The 24,274-nt window shown below is 49.0% G+C and carries 22 protein-coding genes; 5 read left to right on the top strand and 17 right to left on the bottom strand.

Annotation, left to right across the window (positions count from 1 at the left end; genetic code table 11):
• Nucleotides 1–17: 17 nt before the first annotated feature.
• The 7 genes from astD to rpe form a co-directional block, all read right to left on the bottom strand.
• Nucleotides 18–1,487 carry a succinylglutamate-semialdehyde dehydrogenase gene (astD, locus tag ACXAGC_RS00560; protein ID WP_474841479.1) on the bottom strand — a complete coding sequence of 490 codons (1,470 nt, stop codon included), beginning with the start codon at nucleotides 1,485–1,487 and terminating at the stop codon, nucleotides 18–20.
• Between the two features lie 15 nt (nucleotides 1,488–1,502).
• Nucleotides 1,503–2,540, bottom strand: a complete 1,038-nt coding sequence (astA, locus tag ACXAGC_RS00555; protein ID WP_474841477.1) for an arginine N-succinyltransferase — start codon at nucleotides 2,538–2,540, stop codon at nucleotides 1,503–1,505.
• A gap of 26 nt (nucleotides 2,541–2,566) precedes the next feature.
• Complete coding sequence (locus ACXAGC_RS00550) at nucleotides 2,567–3,772, bottom strand: aspartate aminotransferase family protein (RefSeq protein ID WP_474841475.1); 1,206 nt, start codon at nucleotides 3,770–3,772, stop codon at nucleotides 2,567–2,569.
• A gap of 361 nt (nucleotides 3,773–4,133) precedes the next feature.
• Complete coding sequence (locus ACXAGC_RS00545) at nucleotides 4,134–5,363, bottom strand: HDOD domain-containing protein (RefSeq protein ID WP_474841473.1); 1,230 nt, start codon at nucleotides 5,361–5,363, stop codon at nucleotides 4,134–4,136.
• 73 nt (nucleotides 5,364–5,436) lie between these two features.
• Nucleotides 5,437–6,021 (bottom strand): anthranilate synthase component II, encoded by a 585-nt coding sequence (locus ACXAGC_RS00540; protein ID WP_474841471.1) that lies wholly within the window; start codon nucleotides 6,019–6,021, stop codon nucleotides 5,437–5,439.
• A 26-nt stretch (nucleotides 6,022–6,047) separates the two neighbouring features.
• Complete coding sequence (trpS, locus tag ACXAGC_RS00535; RefSeq protein ID WP_474841469.1) at nucleotides 6,048–7,058, bottom strand: tryptophan--tRNA ligase; 1,011 nt, start codon at nucleotides 7,056–7,058, stop codon at nucleotides 6,048–6,050.
• A 26-nt stretch (nucleotides 7,059–7,084) separates the two neighbouring features.
• A complete protein-coding gene (rpe, locus tag ACXAGC_RS00530) occupies nucleotides 7,085–7,762 on the bottom strand; it encodes a ribulose-phosphate 3-epimerase (RefSeq protein WP_474841467.1) in 678 nt (225 codons plus the stop codon).
• Nucleotides 7,763–8,165: 403 nt separating this feature from the next.
• Between rpe and ACXAGC_RS00525 the strand changes: the two genes are divergently transcribed.
• The 3 genes from ACXAGC_RS00525 to ACXAGC_RS00515 all read left to right on the top strand — a co-directional run bounded on the left by ACXAGC_RS00525 (nucleotide 8,166) and on the right by ACXAGC_RS00515 (nucleotide 9,626).
• On the top strand, nucleotides 8,166–8,888 hold the full coding sequence (locus tag ACXAGC_RS00525; protein ID WP_474841465.1) for a TorF family putative porin: 723 nt from the start codon (nucleotides 8,166–8,168) through the stop codon (nucleotides 8,886–8,888).
• A gap of 247 nt (nucleotides 8,889–9,135) precedes the next feature.
• Nucleotides 9,136–9,420, top strand: coding sequence for a hypothetical protein (locus tag ACXAGC_RS00520; RefSeq protein ID WP_474841464.1), 285 nt, complete (start codon nucleotides 9,136–9,138; stop codon nucleotides 9,418–9,420).
• Nucleotides 9,420–9,626, top strand: coding sequence for a DUF2970 domain-containing protein (locus ACXAGC_RS00515; RefSeq protein ID WP_119502744.1), 207 nt, complete (start codon nucleotides 9,420–9,422; stop codon nucleotides 9,624–9,626). Before ACXAGC_RS00520 ends, ACXAGC_RS00515 begins: the two co-directional genes overlap by 1 nt.
• A gap of 3 nt (nucleotides 9,627–9,629) precedes the next feature.
• On the opposite strand, the gene ACXAGC_RS00510 is transcribed toward ACXAGC_RS00515, so the two are convergent.
• The 10 genes from ACXAGC_RS00510 to pilM form a co-directional block, all read right to left on the bottom strand.
• The gene (locus ACXAGC_RS00510; RefSeq protein WP_474841463.1) at nucleotides 9,630–10,532 is read right to left on the bottom strand and encodes a Dam family site-specific DNA-(adenine-N6)-methyltransferase; all 903 of its coding nucleotides are present in this window, start codon (nucleotides 10,530–10,532) and stop codon (nucleotides 9,630–9,632) included.
• Between the two features lie 238 nt (nucleotides 10,533–10,770).
• On the bottom strand, nucleotides 10,771–11,217 hold the full coding sequence (locus ACXAGC_RS00505; protein ID WP_474842369.1) for a YaiI/YqxD family protein: 447 nt from the start codon (nucleotides 11,215–11,217) through the stop codon (nucleotides 10,771–10,773).
• Nucleotides 11,218–11,222: 5 nt separating this feature from the next.
• Nucleotides 11,223–13,106 carry a hypothetical protein gene (locus ACXAGC_RS00500; protein WP_474841462.1) on the bottom strand — a complete coding sequence of 628 codons (1,884 nt, stop codon included), beginning with the start codon at nucleotides 13,104–13,106 and terminating at the stop codon, nucleotides 11,223–11,225.
• Between the two features lie 77 nt (nucleotides 13,107–13,183).
• Complete coding sequence (gene aroB / locus ACXAGC_RS00495; protein ID WP_474841460.1) at nucleotides 13,184–14,251, bottom strand: 3-dehydroquinate synthase; 1,068 nt, start codon at nucleotides 14,249–14,251, stop codon at nucleotides 13,184–13,186.
• Between the two features lie 29 nt (nucleotides 14,252–14,280).
• Entirely contained in the window at nucleotides 14,281–14,796 is a 516-nt protein-coding gene (gene aroK / locus ACXAGC_RS00490) for a shikimate kinase AroK (RefSeq protein ID WP_119502739.1), read from the bottom strand.
• Nucleotides 14,797–15,079: 283 nt separating this feature from the next.
• On the bottom strand, nucleotides 15,080–16,858 hold the full coding sequence (locus ACXAGC_RS00485; protein ID WP_474841457.1) for a type IV pilus secretin PilQ: 1,779 nt from the start codon (nucleotides 16,856–16,858) through the stop codon (nucleotides 15,080–15,082).
• Nucleotides 16,851–17,402 carry a pilus assembly protein PilP gene (locus tag ACXAGC_RS00480; protein WP_232373409.1) on the bottom strand — a complete coding sequence of 184 codons (552 nt, stop codon included), beginning with the start codon at nucleotides 17,400–17,402 and terminating at the stop codon, nucleotides 16,851–16,853. Before ACXAGC_RS00480 ends, ACXAGC_RS00485 begins: the two co-directional genes overlap by 8 nt.
• Entirely contained in the window at nucleotides 17,399–18,010 is a 612-nt protein-coding gene (locus ACXAGC_RS00475; protein WP_119502737.1) for a type IV pilus inner membrane component PilO, read from the bottom strand. Before ACXAGC_RS00475 ends, ACXAGC_RS00480 begins: the two co-directional genes overlap by 4 nt.
• Nucleotides 18,007–18,594 (bottom strand): PilN domain-containing protein, encoded by a 588-nt coding sequence (locus ACXAGC_RS00470; RefSeq protein ID WP_119502736.1) that lies wholly within the window; start codon nucleotides 18,592–18,594, stop codon nucleotides 18,007–18,009. Before ACXAGC_RS00470 ends, ACXAGC_RS00475 begins: the two co-directional genes overlap by 4 nt.
• On the bottom strand, nucleotides 18,582–19,649 hold the full coding sequence (gene pilM / locus ACXAGC_RS00465; RefSeq protein WP_119502735.1) for a type IV pilus assembly protein PilM: 1,068 nt from the start codon (nucleotides 19,647–19,649) through the stop codon (nucleotides 18,582–18,584). Before pilM ends, ACXAGC_RS00470 begins: the two co-directional genes overlap by 13 nt.
• A 141-nt stretch (nucleotides 19,650–19,790) precedes the next feature.
• Here pilM and ACXAGC_RS00460 point away from each other — a divergent pair, with 141 nt between their 5' ends.
• Together ACXAGC_RS00460 and ACXAGC_RS00455 are read left to right on the top strand one after the other, a co-directional pair.
• Nucleotides 19,791–22,478 (top strand): penicillin-binding protein 1A, encoded by a 2,688-nt coding sequence (locus tag ACXAGC_RS00460; protein WP_474841454.1) that lies wholly within the window; start codon nucleotides 19,791–19,793, stop codon nucleotides 22,476–22,478.
• 50 nt (nucleotides 22,479–22,528) lie between these two features.
• Nucleotides 22,529–24,220 (top strand): NAD-dependent malic enzyme, encoded by a 1,692-nt coding sequence (locus ACXAGC_RS00455; RefSeq protein ID WP_474841452.1) that lies wholly within the window; start codon nucleotides 22,529–22,531, stop codon nucleotides 24,218–24,220.
• Nucleotides 24,221–24,274 lie beyond the last annotated feature (54 nt).

The following is a 24,274-nucleotide window of genomic DNA, read 5'->3' as shown; positions in this document are numbered from 1 at the left end:
TTAACTGCGTCCTTTTGCTACAGCGTTAAACCCGGGCTTAATGTACCCGGCAGGGTGACTTTTTCCAGCTCAACAGATGCTACAGGGTATGCGCAATAGTCGGCTGCGTAGTACGCGCTGGCGCGGTGGTTGCCACTTTCGCCTACACCACCAAAGGGGGCTGCACTGCTGGCTCCGGTGATCGGGCGGTTCCAGTTAACAATACCGGCACGGATACGCTGGAAGAAATAACGGTAGTCTTCTTCGCTGTCGCCCAGGAAACCTGCAGATAAACCGTAACGGGTATTGTTTGCTTCTTTGATAGCTGCATCAAAATCGGTATAGCGGATGACTTTCAGTAACGGTCCGAAATGTTCTTCGTCCGGCAAGGCATCAAGTATGTCTGTCACATCAATAATGCCAGGTGTTGCAAAGCCCTTGTTTGCTTCCGGCTGAGTCAGTTCCACAATCACTTTGCCGCCAAGAGAAACCAGTTCCGCCTGAGCATCGACCATCATTCTGGCCGCTTTGGCAGAAATCATCGCACCCATGAACGGCTGCTCCTGCGCGTCATAGTCGCCAACTTTGATGTTTTTTGTAACTTCAATCAGGCGGTTCAGGATGGTATCCCCTGCAGCACCTGATGGCAGGAATAAACGGCGGGAACAGGTACAACGCTGACCAGAGGTCACAAAGGCTGATTGCACGATGTCGTGAACGGCGGCATCAGTGTTAGCCACGTCTTTTACGATCAGCGGGTTGTTTCCGCCCATTTCCAGAGCCAGAATTTTGCCGGGATGTCCTGCAAACTGCTCGTGAAGAATTTTACCGGTACGGGAACTGCCGGTAAAGAACAGACCGTCAATACCAGCGTGCGTTGCCAGTGCTTTGCCTGTTTCTACTTCGCCCTGTACCAGATTGAGTACACCAGCCGGCAGACCTGCTTTTTCCCACAGCTTCACCATGAATTCAGCCACAGCCGGGGTTAAATCGCTGGGTTTAAACACAATGGTGTTGCCTGCCATCAGCGCAGGTACAATGTGGCCATTTGGTAAGTGGCCCGGGAAATTATACGGACCAAATACGGCTACCACACCATGGGGCTTATGGCGGATGAACGCCTGGCCTGTGGGCATAGGGTTTTCAACAGTACCGGTACGTTCATGATAGGCCTTTTCGGAAATACCGATTTTACCTGTCATGGCGCCCACTTCTGTTGCCGTTTCCCATTCAGGTTTACCTGTTTCACGGGCAATGATTTTAGCCAGTTCAGGCTTGCTGTCTGCCAGCAGTTCACCGTATTTTTTGATGACAGTCAGGCGCTCGTCAAAGCTTTGAAATGACCAGTCTGTTAACGCATTACGTGCGGCAGCGATGGCCTCGTCAACCTGTGCTGCGGTGGCAGCTTGTCCTTCCCAGATAACCTGGTCTTTTGCCGGATCAACCGACTGAATAGTGTGTCCTTGTCCAGCGACCCACTCACCATTGATAAAGTGTGTAGTTTGCATGAATCAATCCTGTCGTTAGTCCCGAAAGCTGACTGGCGCAAAACGTACCATGTCGCCTTCGTTTATATTTAGTGCCGTTGCAGCCTGGCGGGAAATGGCAGCAACATTGTTTTCTTCGCTGACCGCCAAATCAGTGGCAACGGCGCGAAAATCCGCTACAGAGGTATTAATGATGTAACAGGTCTGTCCGCCTTGTGCTGCCGTCTGGTCGTCAATGACCACCGGTAGCTTGCGGCTTGCCTGTGCTGTGCGGATATGGCTCAGATTCGCTTCTACAGTCGGGCCGGCGTCGAAAATATCTACGTAGCCACGGCAGCTGAAGCCTTCTTCCTGAAGCAGAAGCAGGGCAGGGCGGGTTTTATCATGAACCTGACCAATCACTGCTTGCGCTTCTTTACTCAATAAATTGACGTAAATGGGGTATTTGGGCATCAATTCCGCGATAAAGCGTTTATTGCCAATACCGGTAAGGTAGTCCGCAGTGGGGAAGTCCAGCGAAAAGAAATGCTCTTCCAGCCAGGCCCAGAACGGTGATTTACCTTCTTCGTCACTAACACCGCGCATTTCGGCAATGATGGTTTCTGAGAACCGTTCACGGTGCTCCATCATAAACAAAAATCGCACTTTAGACAGGAAGCGGCCGTTAATACCGCCCCTTGCCTGTTCACGCAGAAACAGCGTGCAGATTTCGGTGACGCCGGTGTAGTCGTTACACACAGAGAGAATATCCACAGTATTGTGAATATTCAGCTCACGGGAGGCATGTACAACTTTGCCCATGTGATAATGGTAGAACGCATCATCCAGACCTACAGCGGCCTCAATACCTGTGGTGCCTACCACAGTGCCGGTGGTGGTATCTTCCATAACAAAAAGATAAGACTGATTGCCGGGTTGAACCACCTGTTCGGAAAAAGCGCTTTCTGCACGACTGATTTTTTTGCGCAGCAGCGTTTCATTTACCGGTAATGACGTAAAGCCAATACCGGACTCCACTGCGATGTTGTTCAGTGCGTCGTAGTCACCAGTGTTAATAGGGCGAATAATATACATAACCGCGTTTCCGGAGCCGTTGTTTATCAGGCGTTAACTACGCTGGCTACAGCGCGCTCAAAGCGTGCCATACCATCGCGGATTTCTTCTTCTGAAATGATCAGAGAAGGAGCGAAGCGCACTACATTGGCACCGGCCACCAGGCACATCAGTTTTTCGTTTGCCGAAGCAACCAGGAAGTCACGGGCGCGGCCTTCGTAATCTTTGTTCAGGGCAGCGCCCAGTAACAGACCTTGTCCACGGATTTCTTCGAACACATTGTACTTAGCGTTGACTTCACCCAGCAGTTCACGGAACAGGTTTTCTTTTTCGATTACGCCGTTTAACACTTCCGGCGTATTCACTACGTCAAGAGCGGCTTCGGCTACTGCACATGCCAGCGGGTTACCGCCGTAAGTACTGCCGTGAGTACCGGCTTTCAGGTGAGCGGCAATTTCAGCGGTAGTCAGCATGGCACCAATCGGGAAGCCGCCGCCTAACGATTTCGCTGTGGTCAGAATATCCGGCGTCACACCCAGACCCATGTACGCGTACAGTTTGCCGGTACGGCCAACACCCGATTGCACTTCATCAAAGATCAGCAGTGCATTGTGCTTATCACACAGTTCACGCACGCCTTTTACGAAGTCAGGATCAGGAGAGATAATGCCGCCTTCACCTTGCAGAGGCTCCATCATAACCGCACAGGTTTTATCTGAAATAAGCTTTTCAAATGCTGCAAGATCGTTGTAGTCACAGTGAACAACAGCGCCGGGCTTAGGGCCAAAGCCATCAGAATACGCGGCTTGTCCGCCTACTGTTACAGTAAAGAAAGTACGACCGTGGAATCCTTTGTTAAAGGCGATGATTTCGTTTTTCTCTTCACCGAATTTTTCCAGTGCATAGCGACGTGCCAGTTTCAGTGCCGCTTCATTAGATTCAGCACCTGAGTTAGCAAAGTAAACGCGCTCGGCAAATGTGGCTTCAGTCAGCTTCTTTGCCAGACGCAGTGCAGGTTCGTTAGTGAAAACGTTACTTAAGTGCCACAACTTGCTGCCCTGTTCGGTTAATGCTTTAACCAGTGCAGGGTGGCTGTGACCCAGTACGTTTACGGCAATACCACCTGCGAAATCGATGTATTCAGCACCATCCTGATCCCAAACGCGGGAACCTTCACCACGTACCGGTACCATATTGGCCGGATTGTAGTTAGGGACCATGACCTCATCAAAGGTTGCGCGAGTTACGTTCATTATAGTTACCTCTTTTATCGGGCATCCGCTGTGCAAATGTGAAATTGTGCAGATGATGTTGGATGCGAAAAGTACGAATTAGCTATACAGTATGCCAGTTAATCGCCACTTTGTAACCTTGGGAATCCCGCTGCAGGCCTTGTTTTTAGAGGGTTTTAGCTTGTTTTGCATAAAAAGTGCATAAGCATTCAGCTTATTTGTCTAAGCTTATGCAATTTGTTAATAAGTTGAGTCAGGGCAAGTGGCGGCGGGGCGAAGGACGTACCGTGATTTTTAGCGGTATGAATGATTATCCAGTCAAAATTTTTGATTAAATTTTGTGGAAGTGCACGAAAAACGGCGATTTCGTGCACAAAAGACGTTAATCCAGAGGCGGATTCTCAATCAGAGGAAGCTGAAAAATGTCAGTGGATTTCAGAATGTCACGTTCGCTTCTGACAAAGCCCGTTTTATGCAGTGCCAGCGGGATTTCGTCTTTGTTCAGAAATTTACTCTGGTGCAACATACGTACAGCGGCATAAGCTTTGGCTTTCTTGTAAAGCTCTGTGAGATCGTGAGGGTGTTGATCATTCTCTGTGATTTCAATAAACGGCAGCGCAAGGCGCAGACGTTTAAATTGCAGTATCTCTAACAGCCTTGCTGTGAGCGGCTCAGAAAATTCCTGCTGCATAGCAATAAGGTAATTTGCCGATGGCTGTACTTTCGCCATCGCTCCGTGCTGTTCAGTGTCCTTTGCAATTTCAGCTTCTCTTAACAATGCAATCTGCGCCTGTTCAAAGGCTTTAAAATACAACCGTGATACCGCACACCGTCCCAGCTGGGAAAGAGTCCCTGCGGTGAATGCTTCATGGGGCGGTAAATCATAATCATCAGCCAGTGCGCGCATAGTCAGACCCGTTGACTGAGCGAATTGCATGATACGATTTTTAATGTCCGGATACGGATCGGTAATTTTCGGCAGAGCCCGGCGCAGAATCATGGCCGGCAGCAATAAACGGAGGTTTTCAATACCGATAAAGCTCAGCGCCGTGCGTAAGGTTTCCACCGGAATCACTTTTCCCTTAGAGTCCTTACGACGAAACTTAGGTGCATTTACCACGGTCATGAGGTCATCGTAGAGCCATGGTAGTGCCGCAGCATGAGGTTCAATGCGGGAAATAGATGTGGCCCTGACTGACAGAATATCCAGCAGCGGTGCAACGTCATGACTCAGGTTAAGTACAGAGGTAAGGACCACCTCTGTATTGTCTATTTCATCTTTCAGCAACTCAAAAACGTACTGATGAAGTTCGGCGTTAACACGGTCTAACAGACTGGCTTCTGACTGTGCCTGAAGCTGTTTGTTTTTAATGGCGACTTTTTCAACATGCAGCAAACGGCGACGGGCATCGCCCTGTTCCGACTGGGCAAACGCCACTTCCCCCGGACTGCGGCGGCCCATCATCTGAGACACCCGCGCAGGCGCAATCAGCAGGTTATCAAACCTCTCATTGATTGGGGGTAAGTTGTCAGGGGTATGCTCCACTACCGGGCGGCTCCTGCGTACGTCATTTTTATTCGGGGTGCTGTCGGGTACAGAAAATGAAAGCATATCGGGCTACCGGAAAAATCATAGTAACCTGTTATCGGCCGGAGTATGACTTTTTTTGAATACTTTTTGAATATTATGCATCTGCCAGCGTAATAAACCGCTGCAAAATAGCGTGGCCATGCTCTGTCAGCAGTGACTCCGGGTGAAATTGGACACCCCACAGAGGCAGCGTTCTGTGGGCAATCGCCATAATTTCCCGCTGACCACTTTCGTTAATACACCAGGCTTCCACTGACAAACTGTCCGGCAAGGTTTCAGGTTCAAGTACCAGTGAGTGATACCGGGTGACAGTGTATCCGTCGGGTAAGTCGCTGAACATTCCCGTATTATTGTGAAAAAGGGCAGAGGTTTTACCGTGTCTGACCTTATCTGCCCGCGTGACTTTACCGCCGAATACCTGACCAATAGACTGGTGCCCCAGGCAAACTCCCAGCATAGGAATTTTACCGGCAAAGTGGTCAATGGCACTGAGGGTAATACCGGCTTCATCCGGCGTGCAGGGACCCGGTGACAACACCAGGTATTGCGGTGCCAGCGCGGCGATTTGCTCAAGGGAGATTTCGTCGTTACGCACCACTTTTACCTGCTGGCCCAGCTCAGTGAAGTAGCGGGCCAGGTTATGGGTAAAGGAATCGAAGTTATCAATTAATAACAACACAAACTGACTCCGTATATTGTGCCGGCTTAGCGTGGACGGGGAATGAAGCCCAGTGTGTCGTAAACCTTATCCAGTGTGTTAGCTGCACGGGCTGAGGCTTTTTCTGCCCCTTTTTTCATGACTTCATCAAGATAAGCACGATCTTCCCGTAACGCTTTGAAGCGCGTTTGTACTGGCTCAAGCAGTGCAACGACAGCAGAAGCCACATCGCCTTTAAGGTGACCATACATTTTATCTTCGTATTCAGGAACCAGTTCATCAATGGAACGGCCTGTAGACAGAGACAATAATGTCAGCAGGTTAGATACACCCGGCTTTTCTTCAGTGTCGAAATAAATGCGTGCCTGTTCATCAGAATCAGTTACCGCACTTTTGATTTTCTTTGTGAGCTTCTTTGGATCTTCGAGCAAGCCGATGAAGTTTTTCGGATTGTCGTCAGATTTAGACATCTTCTTGCCGGGATCCTGCAGGCTCATAATGCGTGCGCCGAATTCAGGGATGAACGGATCCGGGATAGCAAACATATCGCCGTAGATGTTGTTCATACGTGTGGCAACATCACGGGCCAGTTCCAGGTGTTGTTTCTGGTCGTCACCTACCGGTACCTGATTTGCCTGATATAACAGAATATCTGCGGCCATCAGTGCCGGATAGGTGAAAAGGCCGGCGTTGATATTGGTTACATTCTTCGCAGACTTGTCTTTAAACTGAGTCATGCGGTTCAGCTCACCCATCTGAGTATAGCAGTTCAGGATCCAGGCCAGCTGGGCATGTTCGGGTACATGGGACTGCACGAACAAGGTGCTCTTTTCGGGGTCAATGCCGCAGGCCAGGTATAAGGCCAGACCGTCAAGGCAGGCTTCCCGTAACGCCGCGGGCTCCTGACGCACCGTAATGGCATGTAAATCTACCAGCATATACAGGCAATCGTGATCATCCTGCATGGCAACCCACTGTTTGAGGGCTCCCATGTAATTACCGATAGTAAGTTGTCCTGAGGGCTGACAGCCACTTAATACAATGGGTTTGTTACTCATTTCCTGATTACCTGTACCTGCTGAATTCAGACATTGTTTGCGGCGGCTAATTCCCGTCGCATGTCGTCAATTACATTTTTATAGTCGGGGGCATTAAATATTGCCGAGCCGGCAACGAACATATCTGCGCCGGCTTCTGCGATGGCACGAATGTTATCGGTTTTTACCCCTCCGTCAATTTCAATACGGATATTTTTACCACTTTCTTCTACCCGCTGTTTAACTGCACGGAGTTTATCAAGGGTTGAAGGGATAAATGACTGGCCTCCGAAACCCGGGTTCACCGACATGATCAATATGTGGTGCAGTTTGTCGATGACATGGTCAAGGTAATGAAGCGGGGTGGCCGGATTAAAAACCAGTCCGGGCTGGCAGCCGTTATCAATGATCAATTGCAGCGAACGGTCGACGTGCTGACTCGCCTCAGGATGAAAACTGATATAGCTGGCGCCGGCTTTGGCAAATTGTTCGATAAGGTCGTCCACCGGTGACACCATCAGATGCACGTCGATGGGAGCGGTAATGCCATATTTCCGCAATGCTTCGCAAATCATCGGACCAAATGAAAGGTTGGGGACATAGTGGTTGTCCATCACATCGAAGTGAACCACATCAGCACCTGCTGCCAGCACTGCCTCCACGTCTTCCCCCAATCTGGCGAAATCAGCAGACAATATAGAAGGGGCGATTAAAAACTCTTTCATAGCTTCATACCTTATATGTTCTTAAGAACGCACCGGATGATAGCGCGGCAGGCCGCGTTTGTCTTGTCTGCGGCCAGCATAAGCAGGGCCGGATACCGCAAATAAGTGCGAATTATAGTGTCGCAATGACATTTCTCACTAAATGTCATGAAATAGGATGAATGACTGCACCAAAATGGTGATGTTGTTCAAATTCAGTGCGAACCATAATGGTGCTGTTTGGTTTTATTTAATGTCACTTTTAAATTTTGTGAATAAAAATTCATTGTTATCAGTTGGTTATTCATAAATTTATGATTTTAATCAGATGGGCATTAGTTTTGCCTTATACGAGAAAGCTGAATAAAAACAATAAGACAGAAATCGTTCAATACGTACATAAATAAAATCCAACGGAGAACACATGAAAACTTCCATTCAAAAAACGTTGCTGGCTGTTGCCGTATCATCTGCAGCTTTACTGACTTCTGCGCCTTCTTTTGCAGAATTGAGTGCGAACGTAAGTGTCACAAATAACTACATCTGGCGTGGTCTGACTCAGACTACTAACGAACCTGCTGTTCAGGGTGGTATCGATTACGCTGACGAAAGTGGTTTCTATGCCGGTACATGGGTATCTAACGTTCAGTATGCATCAGATGATGTCTACTCATACGAGCATGATTTGTACTTCGGTTTCTCAGGTGAGTCTGGTGACTTCACTTATGATGTCGGTTACCTGTACTACAACTACGATGCAGAAGCTGAATTCGATTTCGGTGAAATCTACGGTACTGTGGGTTACGGCGGTTTCAGTGCAACCCTTTACTTACTGGCTAATACTGAAGCTGATGAAGGCGAAGGCCAGGACTTCGGTTTTGCTCAGGCTTCTTATGTGTCTCTGGACTACGGCATGCCGGTAGCTTCCGGTGCAGAGCTGGGTCTGCACGTTGGTTATCACCAGGGTGACTTTGCAGAAGCTTTCAACGGTGTTGAAGGTTATGCGGACTGGGCAGTATCTATCGCGAAAGACGGTTTTACTTTCGCCATTACCGGTACAGATTTAGATGATGAATATCCGGGAGACGCTCTGGATAACGATTCAATCAAGTATGTTATTTCTTACGGTGTAGATTTCGAACTGTAAGTTCAACAGACCTCTTTTATAACGTTGAGAGTAAAAGCCCGGAGCAACTGTCTCCGGGTTTTTTATTTGTAATTCAGCCATTCATTAACTTTGCTTCCCGCTGTTTTCAGAAGATGAAAAAAATGCCACTTTTCCTGTACTAACTTCAGCTTGTTAGAATTCTTATTGTCGCTATAATAAGGTTACTTTTTAGCCGGCGAAGACAATCATGGAAAAGATAAGTTTCTTTCGTAAATCACGCTTCTGCATGAAAAAACCAGCAGGCGCTCTTGTTGCGATAGTGGTCATGCTGTCTGCTGCATTTTGCGACCCGGCCACCGTGACAAAAGCTGTATGCGACTTTCAGGATGAAGCGCAAACGGTATCTCAGGCAGCAGCCTTGCCCCGTGAGTGTTCAGCGCTGATGATGACTGAAGTCAGCTGGCTGGAATGGGCGTCCGGTAAGTCCACATCTTACCAGTTTCATTTCTTCGACCTGTTAGAACTGCTCTATGGCAATTCAGACAGAGATTTCCAACCCGCAGGCAAATAATGCTTATCAGCGGTAAACCTAAATCTCCCGGCTTTTTTGCCATGATTCTGAGCGTACTCGCCAGTGCATTTGGTGTGCAAAGCCAGCAAAATTATGAGCGGGATTTTAATCAGGGTAAGCTGGCCGGATACATTGTAACCGGTGTGATATTCGTTGCGTTACTGGTGTTGGGGTTGGCGAGTCTGGTAAACGCCATCATTAACTGAGTATTACTTTAAGCCTGTGTGCTTCAGCACCGGTTTTACCGGCTTCTTTCTGCGTTTGCGGGGTTTAGGGGGCGGTAAATCTGTCGCCGGAGCAAAATACGCCAGCAACTCAGCCGCCGGTTTGCGGTTTTCACCCTTTTGACTGATAGAGCGCTTTACCGACAATTCCGACATTTCAGCACCGGCATACAGCTTCCTGGTCAGCGGAAGATCATGATTAGATATCAATACCGGTATACCCCGTTTCTTTGAGGCACGAATGGCCAGCTCTGCCAGCTTATGCTGTGAATCAAGGCCAAAACTTTTGGATGCATAACTGGTGAAAGCCGCTGTTTTGCTCAGGGGAGCATAAGGAGGATCACAATAAATTACATTGCCCCGTCTGGCACGACTGAACACCTTCTCAAACGGTAAGCAGGTGAACACTGCCTTTTGGGAGCGCTCGGCAAATACCATCATTTCTTCTTCAGGGAAGTAAGGCTTTTTGTAACGGCCGAAAGGAACGTTAAATTTGCCGGCAAGGCTGTAGCGGCAAAGGCCATTGTAGCCATGACGGTTCAGGTACAGAAACAGGATAGCGCGGTAATATTCATCTGCTGTGTGATTAAACTCTTCCCGCAGCGCGTAGTAGGTGGCTTCAACGTTATGTTTGTCTGAAAAAAAGCGGGACGCATCATGTACAACGGCATCCGGTTGGGCTTTCAGAAAGTTGTACAGATTAATGAGATCGGGGTTAATGTCGTTTAGCAAATAACGCTTGAAGTCAGTATTTAAAAATACAGAGCCAGCACCAACAAAAGGCTCAATCAACCGATTGCCCGAAGGAAGTTTGGCATTGATGTTTTCTACCAGGCTGTACTTACCGCCAGCCCACTTCAGGAAGGCCCGGTTCTTCTTCTGCATCATGCTTTTTGAATGTTACCCACGCGCACATCACGTTTTTAACGTGTTATAGGATGTTATTTGCTATTTGTCCCGGGCCAGCCGGATATTCAGTGACTATCAAAGCCATAATCGATTGTATCTGTCATCGGTGATCCCCACAACCTGCAATCGAATAACCGGTGCATTTAACGGCGAATTAAAGCGGGAACGATCAGATTTGCAGCAAAGTTGCAGGTGATAACGACAAATACGTTGAAGGTTAGCGGGCAGATGCTAAAAAGCGGTCGAGCACATTAGCAAAGGCCTGCCTTTCCCGCTGAGACAATGGCGGTGGACCGGAGGTTTGCACGCCACTTGCCCGCATGGTGTCCATAAAATCACGGATATTCAGCCTTGAGCGGATATTTTCGCGGGTAAGCTCTTCACCCCTTGGTGTGACGACACAAGCCTGTTTACTGATGACTTCGTCTGCCAGGGGGATGTCTGAAGTAACGACCAGGTCGCCCGATGATACCCGCTGTACGATTTCGTTATCGGCAATATCGAATCCTTTCTCCACCTGCAGGCGTGTAAGCCACGGGGAAGGCGGAACCCTGATCCCATGGTTTGCCACGAAGGTCACCATGGTTTTAGTGCGCGGCCCGGCTTTGAACAGGATTTCTTTAATGGCAACCGGGCAGGCATCGGCGTCTACCCAGATGCTCACAGCCATTATTGGCTTACCTTTTCAATTTCTTCCAGAACATTGCGGCCCCGCTTGATGAAGATTTTTTCACGGCCCTGGAAGGGCGGGATGGTGGCCACAGCATTGTTAGCTTCTGAAAAAGCGTCGAATTTGTCATTGTATAAAATAACAAACCAGTCACCGCCGTAACGCTGAGTGCGGTAAATCCAGATGAAGCTTTCCATGTTGTTGTCTTTGATGAACTCTTTCATCAGGGTTTCATCTTGCAGGCCGGCTAGCTGAACGATGTAATCATCTGCCTGAATACTGTTAAACAGTTGTTCATTGTCATAGTTGCCACTGCCACTGAATACCGGTTCTGCTCTGGCCGGTGTTTCAGGTACAGACGGCGCCGGACTGGTACGGGATTCGGTGACCTCAACCGCACGGGGGCTTACAGAAGGTGTGGCAGGAGGTGTCACTCTGGCGACCTCACGGACAGGCTGTGCCGTTTCAGTTGCAGGTACTTGCGTACGGGTAGCAATGCGGGCTGGTTCGTCAGCCGGGGGCGGTGATACCTGAGCCGGTTCTTCCGGAATATCACGGATTTGTCCTTTAGGACGGCTCTCCAGCACCATAGGTTTGCGACCCACTTTAGCCTCGGTGATCAGCGGCTTCTCCGGTTCAGAACGTCTTTGAGGTTCTGGCTGAGCTGGCTGTACCTTGCGACCAGATACGAATTCATCAAAACCTGCTGATGCCATAGGCTCACGGGGAATGCTTGTTCTGACTGGTGTCACTTCCTGCACTTGTGCCGGCGCTTCTTCAATCTCTTCACTGGTATCAGTAATAGATGCGATTAATTCGTCTGCGGATGCGTTTTCAGCGGTTATATCGGAGAAATCGCTTCCGGTACTGAATGATGAGGCTTCAGATCCAGTATCCGTCTCCGGTTCTGCAGGGGTATCCTGCGCTACCGGTACTTCCACTTTCTCAGCCGTCACATCTTCGATAAAGCTGAGTAAGTCTTCCGGCTGGGCATTGTCTTCAGCAGTTGGTTGATACTGGTCTTTTTCATCGATAGCGGCAACAGCCTTGTCCCAGGAGACGACGGGTTTATCTTCCTGCACGGCTTTTTGTGCAGGATCTTTCAGTTCATCAAACGCTGAGCCCGGTTCAACGGAAGATACTGGCGGGAACTGGTCATCAATAGGGCCAAACAGGGCCTTGATATCATCGCCATACTGCATGTAAATCAGGCCACCGAAAACGGCAACAAACATCACTGCGACAAGTGAAATGAAGAGAGGGGAAGCCAGTACACTGGTACTTCTTGTTTGCAGATGTTCCTCCTGGCCATTGCGTTTAGCCAGGTGCTCGTGAAAAGCCTTACGTCGGTTCTCAATCATAGTATCTAACTCTGAGCCAGGTTGTTGAGTCGCCACTGACTGACTGCTTATAAGCAGAGGCGTATCGGTGTTTTTTGCCGGTAGCCATTTCCGGGCTCTCTCCGCCCAGGTTGACTCACCGAACAGTAATACATTCAAATGTTGCTTATTGCCTGCAAAACGGCTTTGCAGTACCAGATCCCACAGCTCCTGAAGCAGTTCGTCCGGTACATGCTCCGCCTGGGTAATGGTTATGAGAATGGGACCAACGTGCTCGTTAAGCCCTGCAAGCAACTCATTCAGCGGCCGTATATAGCTGCCAACCAGTGTACCCAGTAATTGTCTGCAAAGTTGACGACGATAATCTGACAGCTCCATAGTAGGATCGGCTGTCACGTAGGCGATTTCTGTCTCGTCGTGTTGCTGGAACACAAAAGATTCCAGCGTCTTTTTTTGCTGAGCAGCGGAATCCCCGCTTACAAAAATTAGTTGTGAAGAATAGTTGACCAGATATTCCAGTCTTTCATGCAATTCAGATTGCACCTGATTACCCTCAGCTGATTACTGGTGTTACGCACTTACCATTGAATGTCTGGCGATACTGATGCGCAGGTTGCCGGTCAGCGAAGAAGTTGCGTTAAAATTTCGTCGCTGACGTCTTTAGTCACAACCGCATGTCCGATACCTTGCGGAATAACAAAACGGATATTACCCGCTTCGACTTTTTTATCCCGGCGCATATGCTTCATATAGGCATCTTTGTTCATGCTGTCGGGACCCGCTACCGGAAGGTCGAACGCTGCCATCAGGGCAATAACCCGACGACTTTCTGACGCATCCATCCAATTCAGTGCTTCTGCAGCCTGACACGCAATTACTGTACCAGCTGCTACGGCTTCACCGTGCAACCAATTTCCATATCCCTGTTCTGCTTCGATAGCATGACCAAATGTGTGACCGAGGTTAAGTATGGCACGTAATCCGCCTTCCCGCTCATCCTTGGCTACCACGTCTGCTTTTATCTCACAGCAACGGTAGATGGCGTCTGCCAGTGTTTTAGTTTCCAGTGTTTTAAGCTTATCGGCATGATCTTCCAACCACTTGAAGAAATTTTTGTCATAAATTATGCCGTACTTAATGACTTCAGCCATGCCGGCCGCAAATTCTCTGGCCGGAAGGGTAGATTGGGTATCAGTATCGATGGCGACAAAAACCGGCTGGTAGAACGCGCCAATCATGTTTTTCCCAAGTGGATGATTAACCGCGGTTTTACCGCCAACGGATGAATCAACCTGAGAGAGCAGGGTGGTGGGAACCTGTATAAACGGAACGCCACGCTGGTAAGACGCGGCAGCAAATCCGCATAAATCACCGATTACCCCACCGCCCAACGCAATAAGGGTGGTATCTCTGGCAGCATTCATCTCCAGCAGACGTGTCATGATAACGCCGAATTGTTCCAGAGATTTATGTTGCTCACCATCGGGGATAATGATGGTTTCAATTTGCACATCGCCACAGGCTGCTTTTGCTTTTTCAAGATAAAGCGGTGCCACTACATCATTTGTAATAATGACAGCCAGCGGGCCTTTGATATAAGGAGAGAGAACAGCAGGCTTTGAGAGTAAGCCCGCTTCTATGTGAATCGGGTAGCTACGATCTCCGAGTTCTACAGTTAACATCGACATCACGCAGCGCCCCTATTCCTGAATGTTACTTATAATCCGATTTTGCTGATGATTTGGTTAGCTACCGCACGGGCAGATTGATCATCAGTATCAACAATGTAATCCGCCACTTCTTCGTAAAGCGGGTTACGTTCCTCAGCAAGGTTACGCAGGATTTGCTCCGGTTCACCTTTTTGCAGCAGAGGACGACGCTTGTCACGTTGAGTACGGGCGACTTGCTTGTCGATAGTAGTTTGCAGGTATACAACGATACCCCGGGCAGATAAACGGTTACGCACAGCTTTATTGGTTACTGAACCGCCACCTGTCGCCAACACGATACCTTGCTTGTCCGTAAGATCGTTTATGACGTTTTCTTCGCGCTTGCGGAAACCTTCTTCACCTTCCAGGTCAAAAATCCATGTAATATCAGCACCGGTACGGCGCTCAATTTCCTGGTCGGAATCAAAAAAATCTAGGTGAAGTTCGTCTGCAAGGTGTCTGCCGATGGTGCTTTTGCCAGCACCCATGGGGCCAATTAAAAAGATATTACGTTTTTCAGCCATATTTGCTTATATCACAACTTTTATTCTGTTAGGGGTAGTGGTCTTGCCTTCGGGACTACCCATTCACTTGCGCCCGTTCACTTCAACAACAGGCACAACGCTTAAAACCTCGCTTTATTTTCGAGAGCGGGATTATCTCAGTTTCACGGGCAGCGATGCAAGTTTTGTTGTACTTTTAATCGATAGACTTTGAAATCAGCACGTTAGCGCTATAAATAACAACGACAGACCGGTTAACTGGTCTGCCGTTCGGGGTTATTTTGACGTTACGTTGTGAAAAGTCTTACAAAGATTCTGTTACGATCTTCGGTGTGACGAAAATGAGCAGCTCCCGTTTCTGATACACAGAGGCGTTTCTTTTAAATAAATTTCCAACTACCGGTAAATCGCCGAATAACGGCACTTTGGATACATCTGAGGTACTGGTTTGCTGGAAAATACCACCCAGCACCACAGTTTCGCCATTATCTACCAGCACTTGTGTCTGGATTTCCTGCGTATCAATGGCAACCGCCGGGCCGGTAGATGTATCAACCGTTTCACCACGGGTATCCTGAGTAACTACCAAATCAAGAATGATCCGGTTATCAGGGGTAATGTGTGGTGTCACTTTCAGGCTCAGTACCGCTTTCTTAAACTCTACTGACGTAGCGCCGCTGGACGTCGCCTGTACATAAGGAATTTCTGTACCCTGCTCAATATAAGCTTCATGCTGGTTGGCGACTGTAATACGGGGACTGGCAATGATTTCACCTTTATTCTCCGACTCCAGTGCTGACAGCTCCAAATCCAGGATGTTACCGTCTATTAAATCGGCAATCTGAAAACCAATGCGGGCGACACCTGTGGTGGTTACCGGCAGGTTCACATTCAGCCGGTCAGAAATGTCCGGTACGCTGCCAGAGGAGGCAGAATCAGCACCTTCCAGTGAACCTGAAATCGCGCCGTTGCTTTGGGTATCTGTGATACCCCAGCGTACGCCGAGTTCTTCATCAACATTGTCACGTACCGTGACCATACGGGATTCGATGAGTACCTGCTTGACCGGAATATCCAGCGCATTAATAACAGCGCGGGCTTCATCGATAGACTCCTGAGTATCTTTCAGCAACAGCGTGTTGGTACGTTCATCAACTGTGACTGAACCACGGTCTGATAAAATGCCGCCATCCTGCGATTTTAAAATTTGCGCAATGGCATCCGCCTTTGCGTAATTCACCGTGATATTCGATGTAGTCAGCGGTGCCAGATCTGACACCTGCTTTTTCGATTGTAACTGGGCAGTTTCCCGCGCGGTCAATTCTTCTGCAGGAGCAACCAGCAGAATATTGCCTTCCATGCGCTTATCCAGCCCTTTGATTTTAAGAATCATCGCCAGTGCCTGATCCCAGGGCACCCCTTCAAGGCGAATAGTTACGTTGCCGGTAACCGTGTCTGTGGTTACCAGGTTGAAGCCATTGGTTTGAGCAATGATTTGCAGCACCTGACGAACCGGTACGTCCTGGAAGTCCAGTGAAATAGGCTTGCCTGAGTATTCCGGATCTTTATCAAGTTCAGCCAGTTCTTCTTTACTCATCGGCTGTAGTTCAATACGCAGAGTATTGCCCTGCTTGCGGTGGCGGGCCAGCACGGTGCCTTTGTAATTGATTACAAGGCTGGCACTTTCTTCGTCCTGGAACGTCTCAATAGACTGCACCTCTGTGCCGAACTGAACCACATCGAGTTCAACCAGCTGGTCATCTCCGAGTTCAGTTTTGGGCAGAGTGATGGTGAGTTTTCCCTGTGCCTCAATGAGTTGCGGTGAAAAGTTGTCGTTATCAAATTCGATAACGGTGACAGCCATATTGTCGGCTTCACGGGAAAAATCGATATTGGTCAGGGTTGAGTTGAAGATCTTATCGACTTCAGCGTAAGGATCCAGCAGTACGGTTTCCTGTTCCTGGGCAATAGCCGGCGCAGCCAGGACATTAAAAATCACCAGCGCAGCCACAGAGCCACCCACCCAAAGCCATCTGCGGCTCCGGTTGTGCAGCTTTTTATTGAAAAGGTATCGCTCAGACATTGTTATTATCTCCTGCCGCTGCATTCATCGACAGCGTGGTTTGTTCCCGTTGCCAGCATCCCGCTCCGTCGGGTAGCAATTGTTCAATAATAATGGATTCGGTGCCAATTGACTTAATTTTTCCGTAAAACAAACCGACATGACTTCCTTCACGGGCTTTTAACAGGCTGCCCTCGTTGGTCTTGAACAATACCCAGCGTACACCCTGCGTGCTAAATGTGCCAGATAACGTCAGAGAATCAAGACCATACTTCTCAAGTTCTTCTTTTCTGCGGTCAAAATCAGGCTGTAAACAATTGTTGTTTGTGGCGACGACCACCGGAGAGGTGCGATCCACCGGACGGGCGAAAGGGCTTCTGAAAGAAGAGGCTTCATATTCAAAAGCAGGTTGGGATTTGAACTCAGGGTACGGGTCAACCTGTACCTGCGTTGTAGCTTTTACCTGCTGGATATACGACACCAGGTCGTCCACCCGTGCGCCACAGGCAGAAAGTACAGAAACCAGTGCTGCAAGCAGAACAAAACGTGACGATTTTAACATCATGGCTGTTTTGCTCCCTGTTGAGAATTCATGGAAGTACGGTAGGTTTTCGCTTGCATCTGCAGATTCAGACGGTCCGCTTCGTGCACAATCTCAAAATCGTGCAGAGTAACGATCCTTGGTAAATCGGCTATTTCAGACACAAATTCACCAAAATTGTGATAGCCGCCTGATACCTCAATTTCGATAGGTAATTCAGTATAGAATTCCTTCGGCACTTCCTGCTGCCAGTTCAGTAACTTAAAAGTCAGGCCTGACGTAGTACCTACGTAGGTAATGTCGTCCAGTAGTCCCGGCGTTTCGTTACTGGTGGGCAGTGAACGTAGCATGGTAGAGAAATCGGCTTCAATTTGCTTTAACTGTTCCATGTAAGCATTGAGGTTCACCGCGATACGGTATTTGGCCTGGAACTGCATTTTCAGTTCCTGCTCTTCAATTTCTGCCTGTTCAAGCACAGGGAGCTTAGGTTTTACAATGAACCAGTAGCTCAATGCACCAACCACGATAATCACGAACAGCATAACCACCAGTTTTACTTCTTTCGACCAGATGGCGACTTGTTCGAAGTCCAGTTCGTTGAGTTCTTTCAGCTTACTAAAATCAAAACTCATTTTTTGTTACCTCCCGCAGAAGGTTGTTCAATGCGTGGTGCAACTTCCGGGCTGATATTAAATTTAAGTGTGAAGTCGCTTACTGCGTCACTGGCCGATGTGTCTGCTTTAATCGATGACAATTCACCGCCCGAAAATACCGGAGAGTTATCAAGCCGGCGCATAAAATCTGACAGGCGGTTATTGGAATCACTCAGCCCCTGTATTTCAATACTGTTCCCCAGTCTTCTCATGGAAGTAAAAGACACACCGGCTGGCAGGATTCTGGCCAGCTCATCAAACACCGAGGGAGCAACGTTCCGGCTGACCTGAAGCTGTTCAATCAGTGCCATGCGCTGTTCAATCGCTTTTTTCGCTTCTTTAATTTTCTGGATTTCCGCGATTTGCTTATTCAGAACAGCAATTTCTTGTTTGAGGTAGTTATTGCGGGAATTCTGATTACGGATTTGTGCATCAATGACCTGACCCACAGCCCAGAAAATTGCACCGACAAAAATGGCGATGCCAAGAATAAGGATCAGATACTGTTGTTTTTGTTGCTGGCGTTGTTTTTCCCGCCACGGAAGCAGGTTTACATGTGCCATTCGCTAAAGCTCCGGCTGGCCAGACCCGCGGCAAGGGCAAGCTGGGGGGCCAGCGCCGCCAGTTTTTCCTGATCGAGTTTGGGATTAACGGTCATACCTTCAAAAGGATTAAATACTTCTATTTCCATACCCAGGTCCTGTCTCAATGACTCGACAAGTTCCGGTATGGTGGCACCGCCGCCGGCGAAGACAATTTTCTCCGGGCGATCACCGTGTAATGTAGACACGTACATCTGAATGGCCCGCTGGATCTGTTGCTGCAGATTGGCAGCAAAAATGGGCAGGGTATCCTGTTGCCAGTTACCCGGCAGTGTGCCCAGCAGAATTTGTTTTTCTACCTCGTCGGGCTCCATCATATTGATGGCCGCGAGATCCTGAATCAGCATATTCATGCCAAAAGCATGTTCTTTGGTGTAAATCACTTCACCGTTCTGCCATACACAAATTTGCAGCAGTGAAGCACCCAGGTTGATACAGCAAATTTTCTCGTCCTCATTTTCCAGAGGATGGAAGTAAAACAGCGCATTACCCAGCGCATAACCTTCCATATCAACCACTTTAGGCTCGAAGGGAACTTCTCTTACCAGAGTGATACGGCTGTCGACCAGGTCTTTGTGGGCAGCAGAAAGGAGCACATTGTCTTTGCCGGGGTAGGTTTTACTGGGACCGAGTACTTCGAAGTCCAGATACACTTCCTCGAGAGGATAGGGGATCAGGCTGTCTGCTTCGATTTCAATCTGACCTTCCAGTTCGAAATCAGACTGTTCCGGGTCCATGTGTACCACTTTACTGATCACAGACGAGCCCGCTACGGCAATATTGACCGCTTTAACCTTCGTTTTCAGTACTTTCTTAATTTTCTTCAGCGTAATACTGATGGCGTCGAAATCTTTGATCTCACGCTCGGAAAACGCCCGTTTCGAGATGGGCTCGCATGCGAACGCCTGCAGCACAAAGCCTTTGGCATTGCGTTCAATCAACACTGCTTTTATTTGACGAGTGCCTATGTCAAGGCCCACAATAGGTGGCAGCTTTTTCTTAAACAGCGATTTCATTTGCTGGCGTCCGGAATTTCAGAATTAATACTCTAAGGTAGAATGTAACGCAAAATATTTAAACTGTATGGTTATGATACAGGTACATAGGTATAAATTTCTGACACTAACCGGCGTAACACTCTTGGTAATGAAAACTTCGTGAAGTACATAAAATCCCTTTTTCTGATTGCAATTATTGGCGGCACGCTAGGCGTAGCGGCACTTGCCGGTATTTATTTTTATATCAAACCAGACCTGCCAAGTGTTACTGTCCTGAAGGATGTACGCTTACAAACACCCATGAGAATTTATACCTATGATGGAAAATTAATTTCTCAATATGGAGTTAAACGGCGGATCCCGGTAAAACTTGAGGACGTACCTGAAAAATTGATTCAGGCGGTAATTGCTACGGAAGACAGCCGTTTTTATGAACACTATGGTATCGATCCTATCGGTGTGGCACGGGCGGCTTTCAATTTAATTATCACCGGTGAAAAGCAGCAGGGCGCCAGTACGCTCACCATGCAGCTCGCCCGCGGATTCTTCCTGACCCGCGATAAAACCTTCATCCGTAAGATCAAAGAAATTTTCATTGCGATTCACATGGAGCAGGTGCTGAGTAAGCAGGAAATCCTCGAGCTATACCTGAACAAAGTTGAACTTGGTCACCGTGCATTTGGCTTCGGTGCCGCTGCCCAGGTGTATTACGGGAAGAATTTAAAAGAACTGAACCTTGCCCAACTCGCTACGATTGCCGGTTTACCGCAGGCGCCATCGGTGCTGAATCCTGTAAGCCGGCCGGAACGTTCGGTTGAGCGCCGGCGTATTGTGTTATTACGTATGCTGGATGAGGGCTTTATCACGAAGGCTGAGTTTAATGAAGCCGCCGGTGCGCCGGTAACAGCACGTAAACACGGCGCTGAAATAGATCTCGACGCCCCGTACCTTGCTGATCTGATCTACAACGAGATGGTTGAAATCTACGGGAAGGAAGAGGCTGAAACCGGGGGATATCAGGTATATGCCACTGCGCCGTCTGATATTCAGCAAGCGGCACAGGATGCAGTTGTACGTAACTTACACGACTATGATGAACGTCATGGTTACAGAGGCCCGGTGACCTGGTTGTGGAACAAGCCTGCGAAAGATGAGGATGATGAGCCGGAAGAAAATCCTCTGGCCCTGACCGATCAAAACAAACAATGGACGCCGGATGAAGTGCGAACTGCGCTGGAAGCGGTGCCGCATTTCCACCCGCTGGTGCCTGCGGTGGTCACGCAGGTCTTTGATCCTGCCACGCCGGAAGAAGAGCCGTCGATAACAGTGAGAGACCTGAATGGCGTAGAGCGTGTGATTAACTGGGAAGGTCTCGATTGGGCCCGTCCTTACATTACCGATTCCCGTCAGGGAGATGAACCTGAAACCGCATCGGATATTGTTTCTCCCGGTGCTGTGATTTATATCCGCATGCAGGACGAGCAGTGGCGGCTGGCACAAATTCCGGCGGTCAGCGGTGCTCTCATTGCTCTCAATCCTCATAACGGTGCGGCTGAGGCTGTGGTTGGCGGCTACAGCTTCTATCAGAGCCAGTTTAACCGTGCTACCCAGGCCAAGCGTCAGGTAGGTTCAAATATTAAACCCTTTATCTATTCCGCTGCGCTGGAAAATGGCTATACCCTGGCATCCGTCATTAATGATGCGCCGATTAATCAGTGGGATGCCACCACCGGCGTGGCCTGGCGTCCGCAGAACTCACCTCCGGAATACGACGGACCAATCCGTATGCGTGTGGCACTGGGTAAATCGAAGAACGTGGTCTCAGTGCGTTTGCTACGGGGTGTGGGATTACAAAAAGCCAGAGAGCATCTGGCAAAATTTGGCTTCGATAAAGACGAAGTGCCTAACGATGAAACCGTGTCACTGGGTTCCGGCGCGCACACGCCGCTGGAAGTCGTAAGGGCCATGTCTGTTATCGCCAACGGCGGTTACCTGATTACTCCATACTTTATAGACCGTGTGCTCAATGAGCAGGGAGAGCAATTGTGGCAAGCTTCTCCGGCGTGGGCGTGCAACCCGTGCTCTGAAAGCGGTGAGCAAATAGCGGGCGCGGCTGCTCAGGACTACAGTGAAGACAATGTAGAGGCTATGCTGGAAGCCCAGCTGAATGCTGAGGGCGGTCTGGGCAAAGGCTTGCCGGTCACAACTGACGATTCAGCAGAAAAGCGCTCAGCACCAAGAGTGATCAGTGCACAAAATGCCTTCCTGGTAGCTGATATGATGCGAACCGGTGTACGTGCCAATGGCAGCTGGAGCAAGAAAACCTACTGGATGGGCACTGGCTGGCGGGCGAGAAATATTCTGCAGCGGGATGACCTGTCGGGCAAAACAGGTACAACCAATGATGCGCGGGATACGTGGTTCAGCGGATTTCATCGGGACATTATCGCAACAGCCTGGGTAGGATTTGACGATATGAACCGTAATCTTGGCCGCTCTACCCGTAATCAGAATCTGATCAACCGTAATCCTGAGAAGTTTAACTGGCTGGGTAATGCCATGATTGGTGGTGAAGATGGCGCGAAAGCGGCGCAACCTGCCTGGATCCGGTTTATGCAGAAAATACTCGATGGTGTGCCGGAAGAACCGATGGCCATTCCGGAAGGAGTGGTACGAGTTCGTATCGACAGGGGCACAGGAAAGTTGACCAGACGAACAGACCATACGACACTATTTGAATACTTTGCGCAAGGCACCGAACCGAAGGTGTTCGTGCTTGACGATGAAATCGTCGATCCTGCACAAGGTGACGAAAACGCAGCGCCCGAGCCAGAGGAAATCTTTTAGGCGAGAAGGTTTTGGCCGGGCTACATTCCCAACAATAAATCGGATAAACAATGTCAGACGAGTCAAACCGATATTTATATATACCCCACGCTGGACCCTCACTGTTAGAAACGCCCTTGTTGAACAAGGGCAGTGCTTTTACGGCCCGTGAACGGGCCTCTTTCAACCTGACCGGATTACTTCCGCCAAGGTATGAGTCAATCGAAGAACAGGTTGAACGTGCGTTCATGCAATACAGTTCTTTTGATGATGCTCTGAATAAGCACATCTATCTGCGGGCCATTCAGGATAATAACGAAACCCTGTTCTATCGCCTTATCCAGTCACATATTGAAGAAATGATGCCCATCATCTACACCCCTACAGTAGGTGATGCCTGTGAGCAGTTTTCTGACATCTATCGCAGTTCCCGCGGACTTTTTGTTTCTTGGGAAGAACGTCATCAACTGGATGATATCGTCAGGAACGCAACAAAACGTAAAGTAAAAGTGATTGTTGTGACTGACGGTGAGCGGATCCTGGGTCTCGGTGACCAGGGGATCGGCGGCATGGGTATTCCAATCGGTAAACTGTCGCTGTATACCGCTTGTGGTGGTATCAGCCCGGCATACACGTTACCTGTCATGCTGGACGTGGGTACCAACAACGAAAAACTGTTAAACGACCCGATGTACATGGGCGCGCGCCATCCGCGTATCGGTCAGGAAGAATATGACGAATTTGTCGACATGTTCATTAAAGCGGTTAAACGCCGCTGGCCGGAAGTAATGATTCAGTTCGAAGATTTTGCTCAGCCAAATGCGATGCCTTTATTGCAACGCTACCGCAACGAAATCTGCTGTTTCAATGATGACATTCAGGGCACCGCAGCGGTGACTCTGGGTACCATTCTGGCAGCCTGCCGGACCACTCAGCGCAAATTGTCTGAGATGAAAGTGGTCTTTGTCGGTGCCGGCTCAGCAGGTTGCGGTATTGCAGAAATGCTGATCCAGCAAATGGTGTCGGAAGGACTGACTGATGCGCAGGCGCGCAAGCAGGTCTTTATGATTGACCGTTTTGGCTTGCTGACCGAAGGTATGGAAGGCTTACGTGACTTCCAGGCGAAGCTGCAGCACAGTCAGGAAGACATTGCAGGCTGGACGTTCTCCGGTAAATTCCCGTCGTTGCTGGATGTGATGCATTGTGCTCAGCCTGATGTGCTGATAGGTGTGTCCGGTCAGCCGGGTCTGTTCACTGAGCAGGTTATCCGCGCAATGAAGAGTCATTGCGAACTGCCCATTATCTTCCCGTTGAGTAATCCGTCACGACAGGTTGAAGCCCGGCCTGAGCAAGTTATTGAGTGGACAGACGGCGAGGTCATCATTGCTACCGGCAGCCCGTTTAAACCTGTTGAGTACAACGGTAAGGTGTATCCTGTTGCCCAGTGTAACAACAGTTATATCTTCCCGGGGATTGGCCTGGGTGTTATTGCGGGTAAGGCAAAGCTCATCAGTGATGAAATGTTGATGGCAGCCAGTAATGCGCTGGCGTCGGCATCACCTATGGCTAATACCGGTGAAGGCTGCTTACTGCCGCCACTTACTGAAATTGCAACTCTGAGCAAAGACATCGCCTTTGCCGTGGCGAAAGTGGCTATGGAGCAGGATCTGGCGCTGGAAATGACGGACGAGGCCCTGAAAGCGAGTATTGAGAAAAACTTCTGGCAGGCTGAATACCGCCCGTATAAGCGGGTAAGTATTTAAGCACAGTAAAGCCGGAGCCGCTAATACCGGTATAAAGCATACCGGTATTATTCA

This window comes from Alteromonas sp. AWJ4_197 (assembly GCF_056160285.1).
Note: the sequence above shows the minus strand (reverse complement) of the source record. Positions and strands in the feature narration are given on the sequence as shown.

What these genes read in the sequence shown, in the direction of transcription:
- rpe (WP_474841467.1), bottom strand. Translation starts at nt 7,762, where the DNA reads ATGAAAGAGTTTTTAATCGCCCCTTCTATATTGTCTGCTGATTTCGCC.
- ACXAGC_RS00550 (WP_474841475.1), bottom strand. Translation starts at nt 3,772, where the DNA reads ATGAACGTAACTCGCGCAACCTTTGATGAGGTCATGGTCCCTAACTAC.
- ACXAGC_RS00520 (WP_474841464.1), top strand. Translation starts at nt 9,136, where the DNA reads ATGAAAAAACCAGCAGGCGCTCTTGTTGCGATAGTGGTCATGCTGTCT.
- ACXAGC_RS00475 (WP_119502737.1), bottom strand. Translation starts at nt 18,010, where the DNA reads ATGAGTTTTGATTTTAGTAAGCTGAAAGAACTCAACGAACTGGACTTC.
- trpS (WP_474841469.1), bottom strand. Translation starts at nt 7,058, where the DNA reads ATGAGTAACAAACCCATTGTATTAAGTGGCTGTCAGCCCTCAGGACAA.
- ACXAGC_RS00515 (WP_119502744.1), top strand. Translation starts at nt 9,420, where the DNA reads ATGCTTATCAGCGGTAAACCTAAATCTCCCGGCTTTTTTGCCATGATT.
- pilM (WP_119502735.1), bottom strand. Translation starts at nt 19,649, where the DNA reads ATGAAATCGCTGTTTAAGAAAAAGCTGCCACCTATTGTGGGCCTTGAC.
- astD (WP_474841479.1), bottom strand. Translation starts at nt 1,487, where the DNA reads ATGCAAACTACACACTTTATCAATGGTGAGTGGGTCGCTGGACAAGGA.
- ACXAGC_RS00455 (WP_474841452.1), top strand. Translation starts at nt 22,529, where the DNA reads ATGTCAGACGAGTCAAACCGATATTTATATATACCCCACGCTGGACCC.
- aroK (WP_119502739.1), bottom strand. Translation starts at nt 14,796, where the DNA reads ATGGCTGAAAAACGTAATATCTTTTTAATTGGCCCCATGGGTGCTGGC.
- aroB (WP_474841460.1), bottom strand. Translation starts at nt 14,251, where the DNA reads ATGTCGATGTTAACTGTAGAACTCGGAGATCGTAGCTACCCGATTCAC.
- ACXAGC_RS00470 (WP_119502736.1), bottom strand. Translation starts at nt 18,594, where the DNA reads ATGGCACATGTAAACCTGCTTCCGTGGCGGGAAAAACAACGCCAGCAA.
- astA (WP_474841477.1), bottom strand. Translation starts at nt 2,540, where the DNA reads ATGTATATTATTCGCCCTATTAACACTGGTGACTACGACGCACTGAAC.
- ACXAGC_RS00545 (WP_474841473.1), bottom strand. Translation starts at nt 5,363, where the DNA reads ATGCTTTCATTTTCTGTACCCGACAGCACCCCGAATAAAAATGACGTA.
- ACXAGC_RS00485 (WP_474841457.1), bottom strand. Translation starts at nt 16,858, where the DNA reads ATGTCTGAGCGATACCTTTTCAATAAAAAGCTGCACAACCGGAGCCGC.
- ACXAGC_RS00480 (WP_232373409.1), bottom strand. Translation starts at nt 17,402, where the DNA reads ATGATGTTAAAATCGTCACGTTTTGTTCTGCTTGCAGCACTGGTTTCT.
- ACXAGC_RS00510 (WP_474841463.1), bottom strand. Translation starts at nt 10,532, where the DNA reads ATGATGCAGAAGAAGAACCGGGCCTTCCTGAAGTGGGCTGGCGGTAAG.
- ACXAGC_RS00525 (WP_474841465.1), top strand. Translation starts at nt 8,166, where the DNA reads ATGAAAACTTCCATTCAAAAAACGTTGCTGGCTGTTGCCGTATCATCT.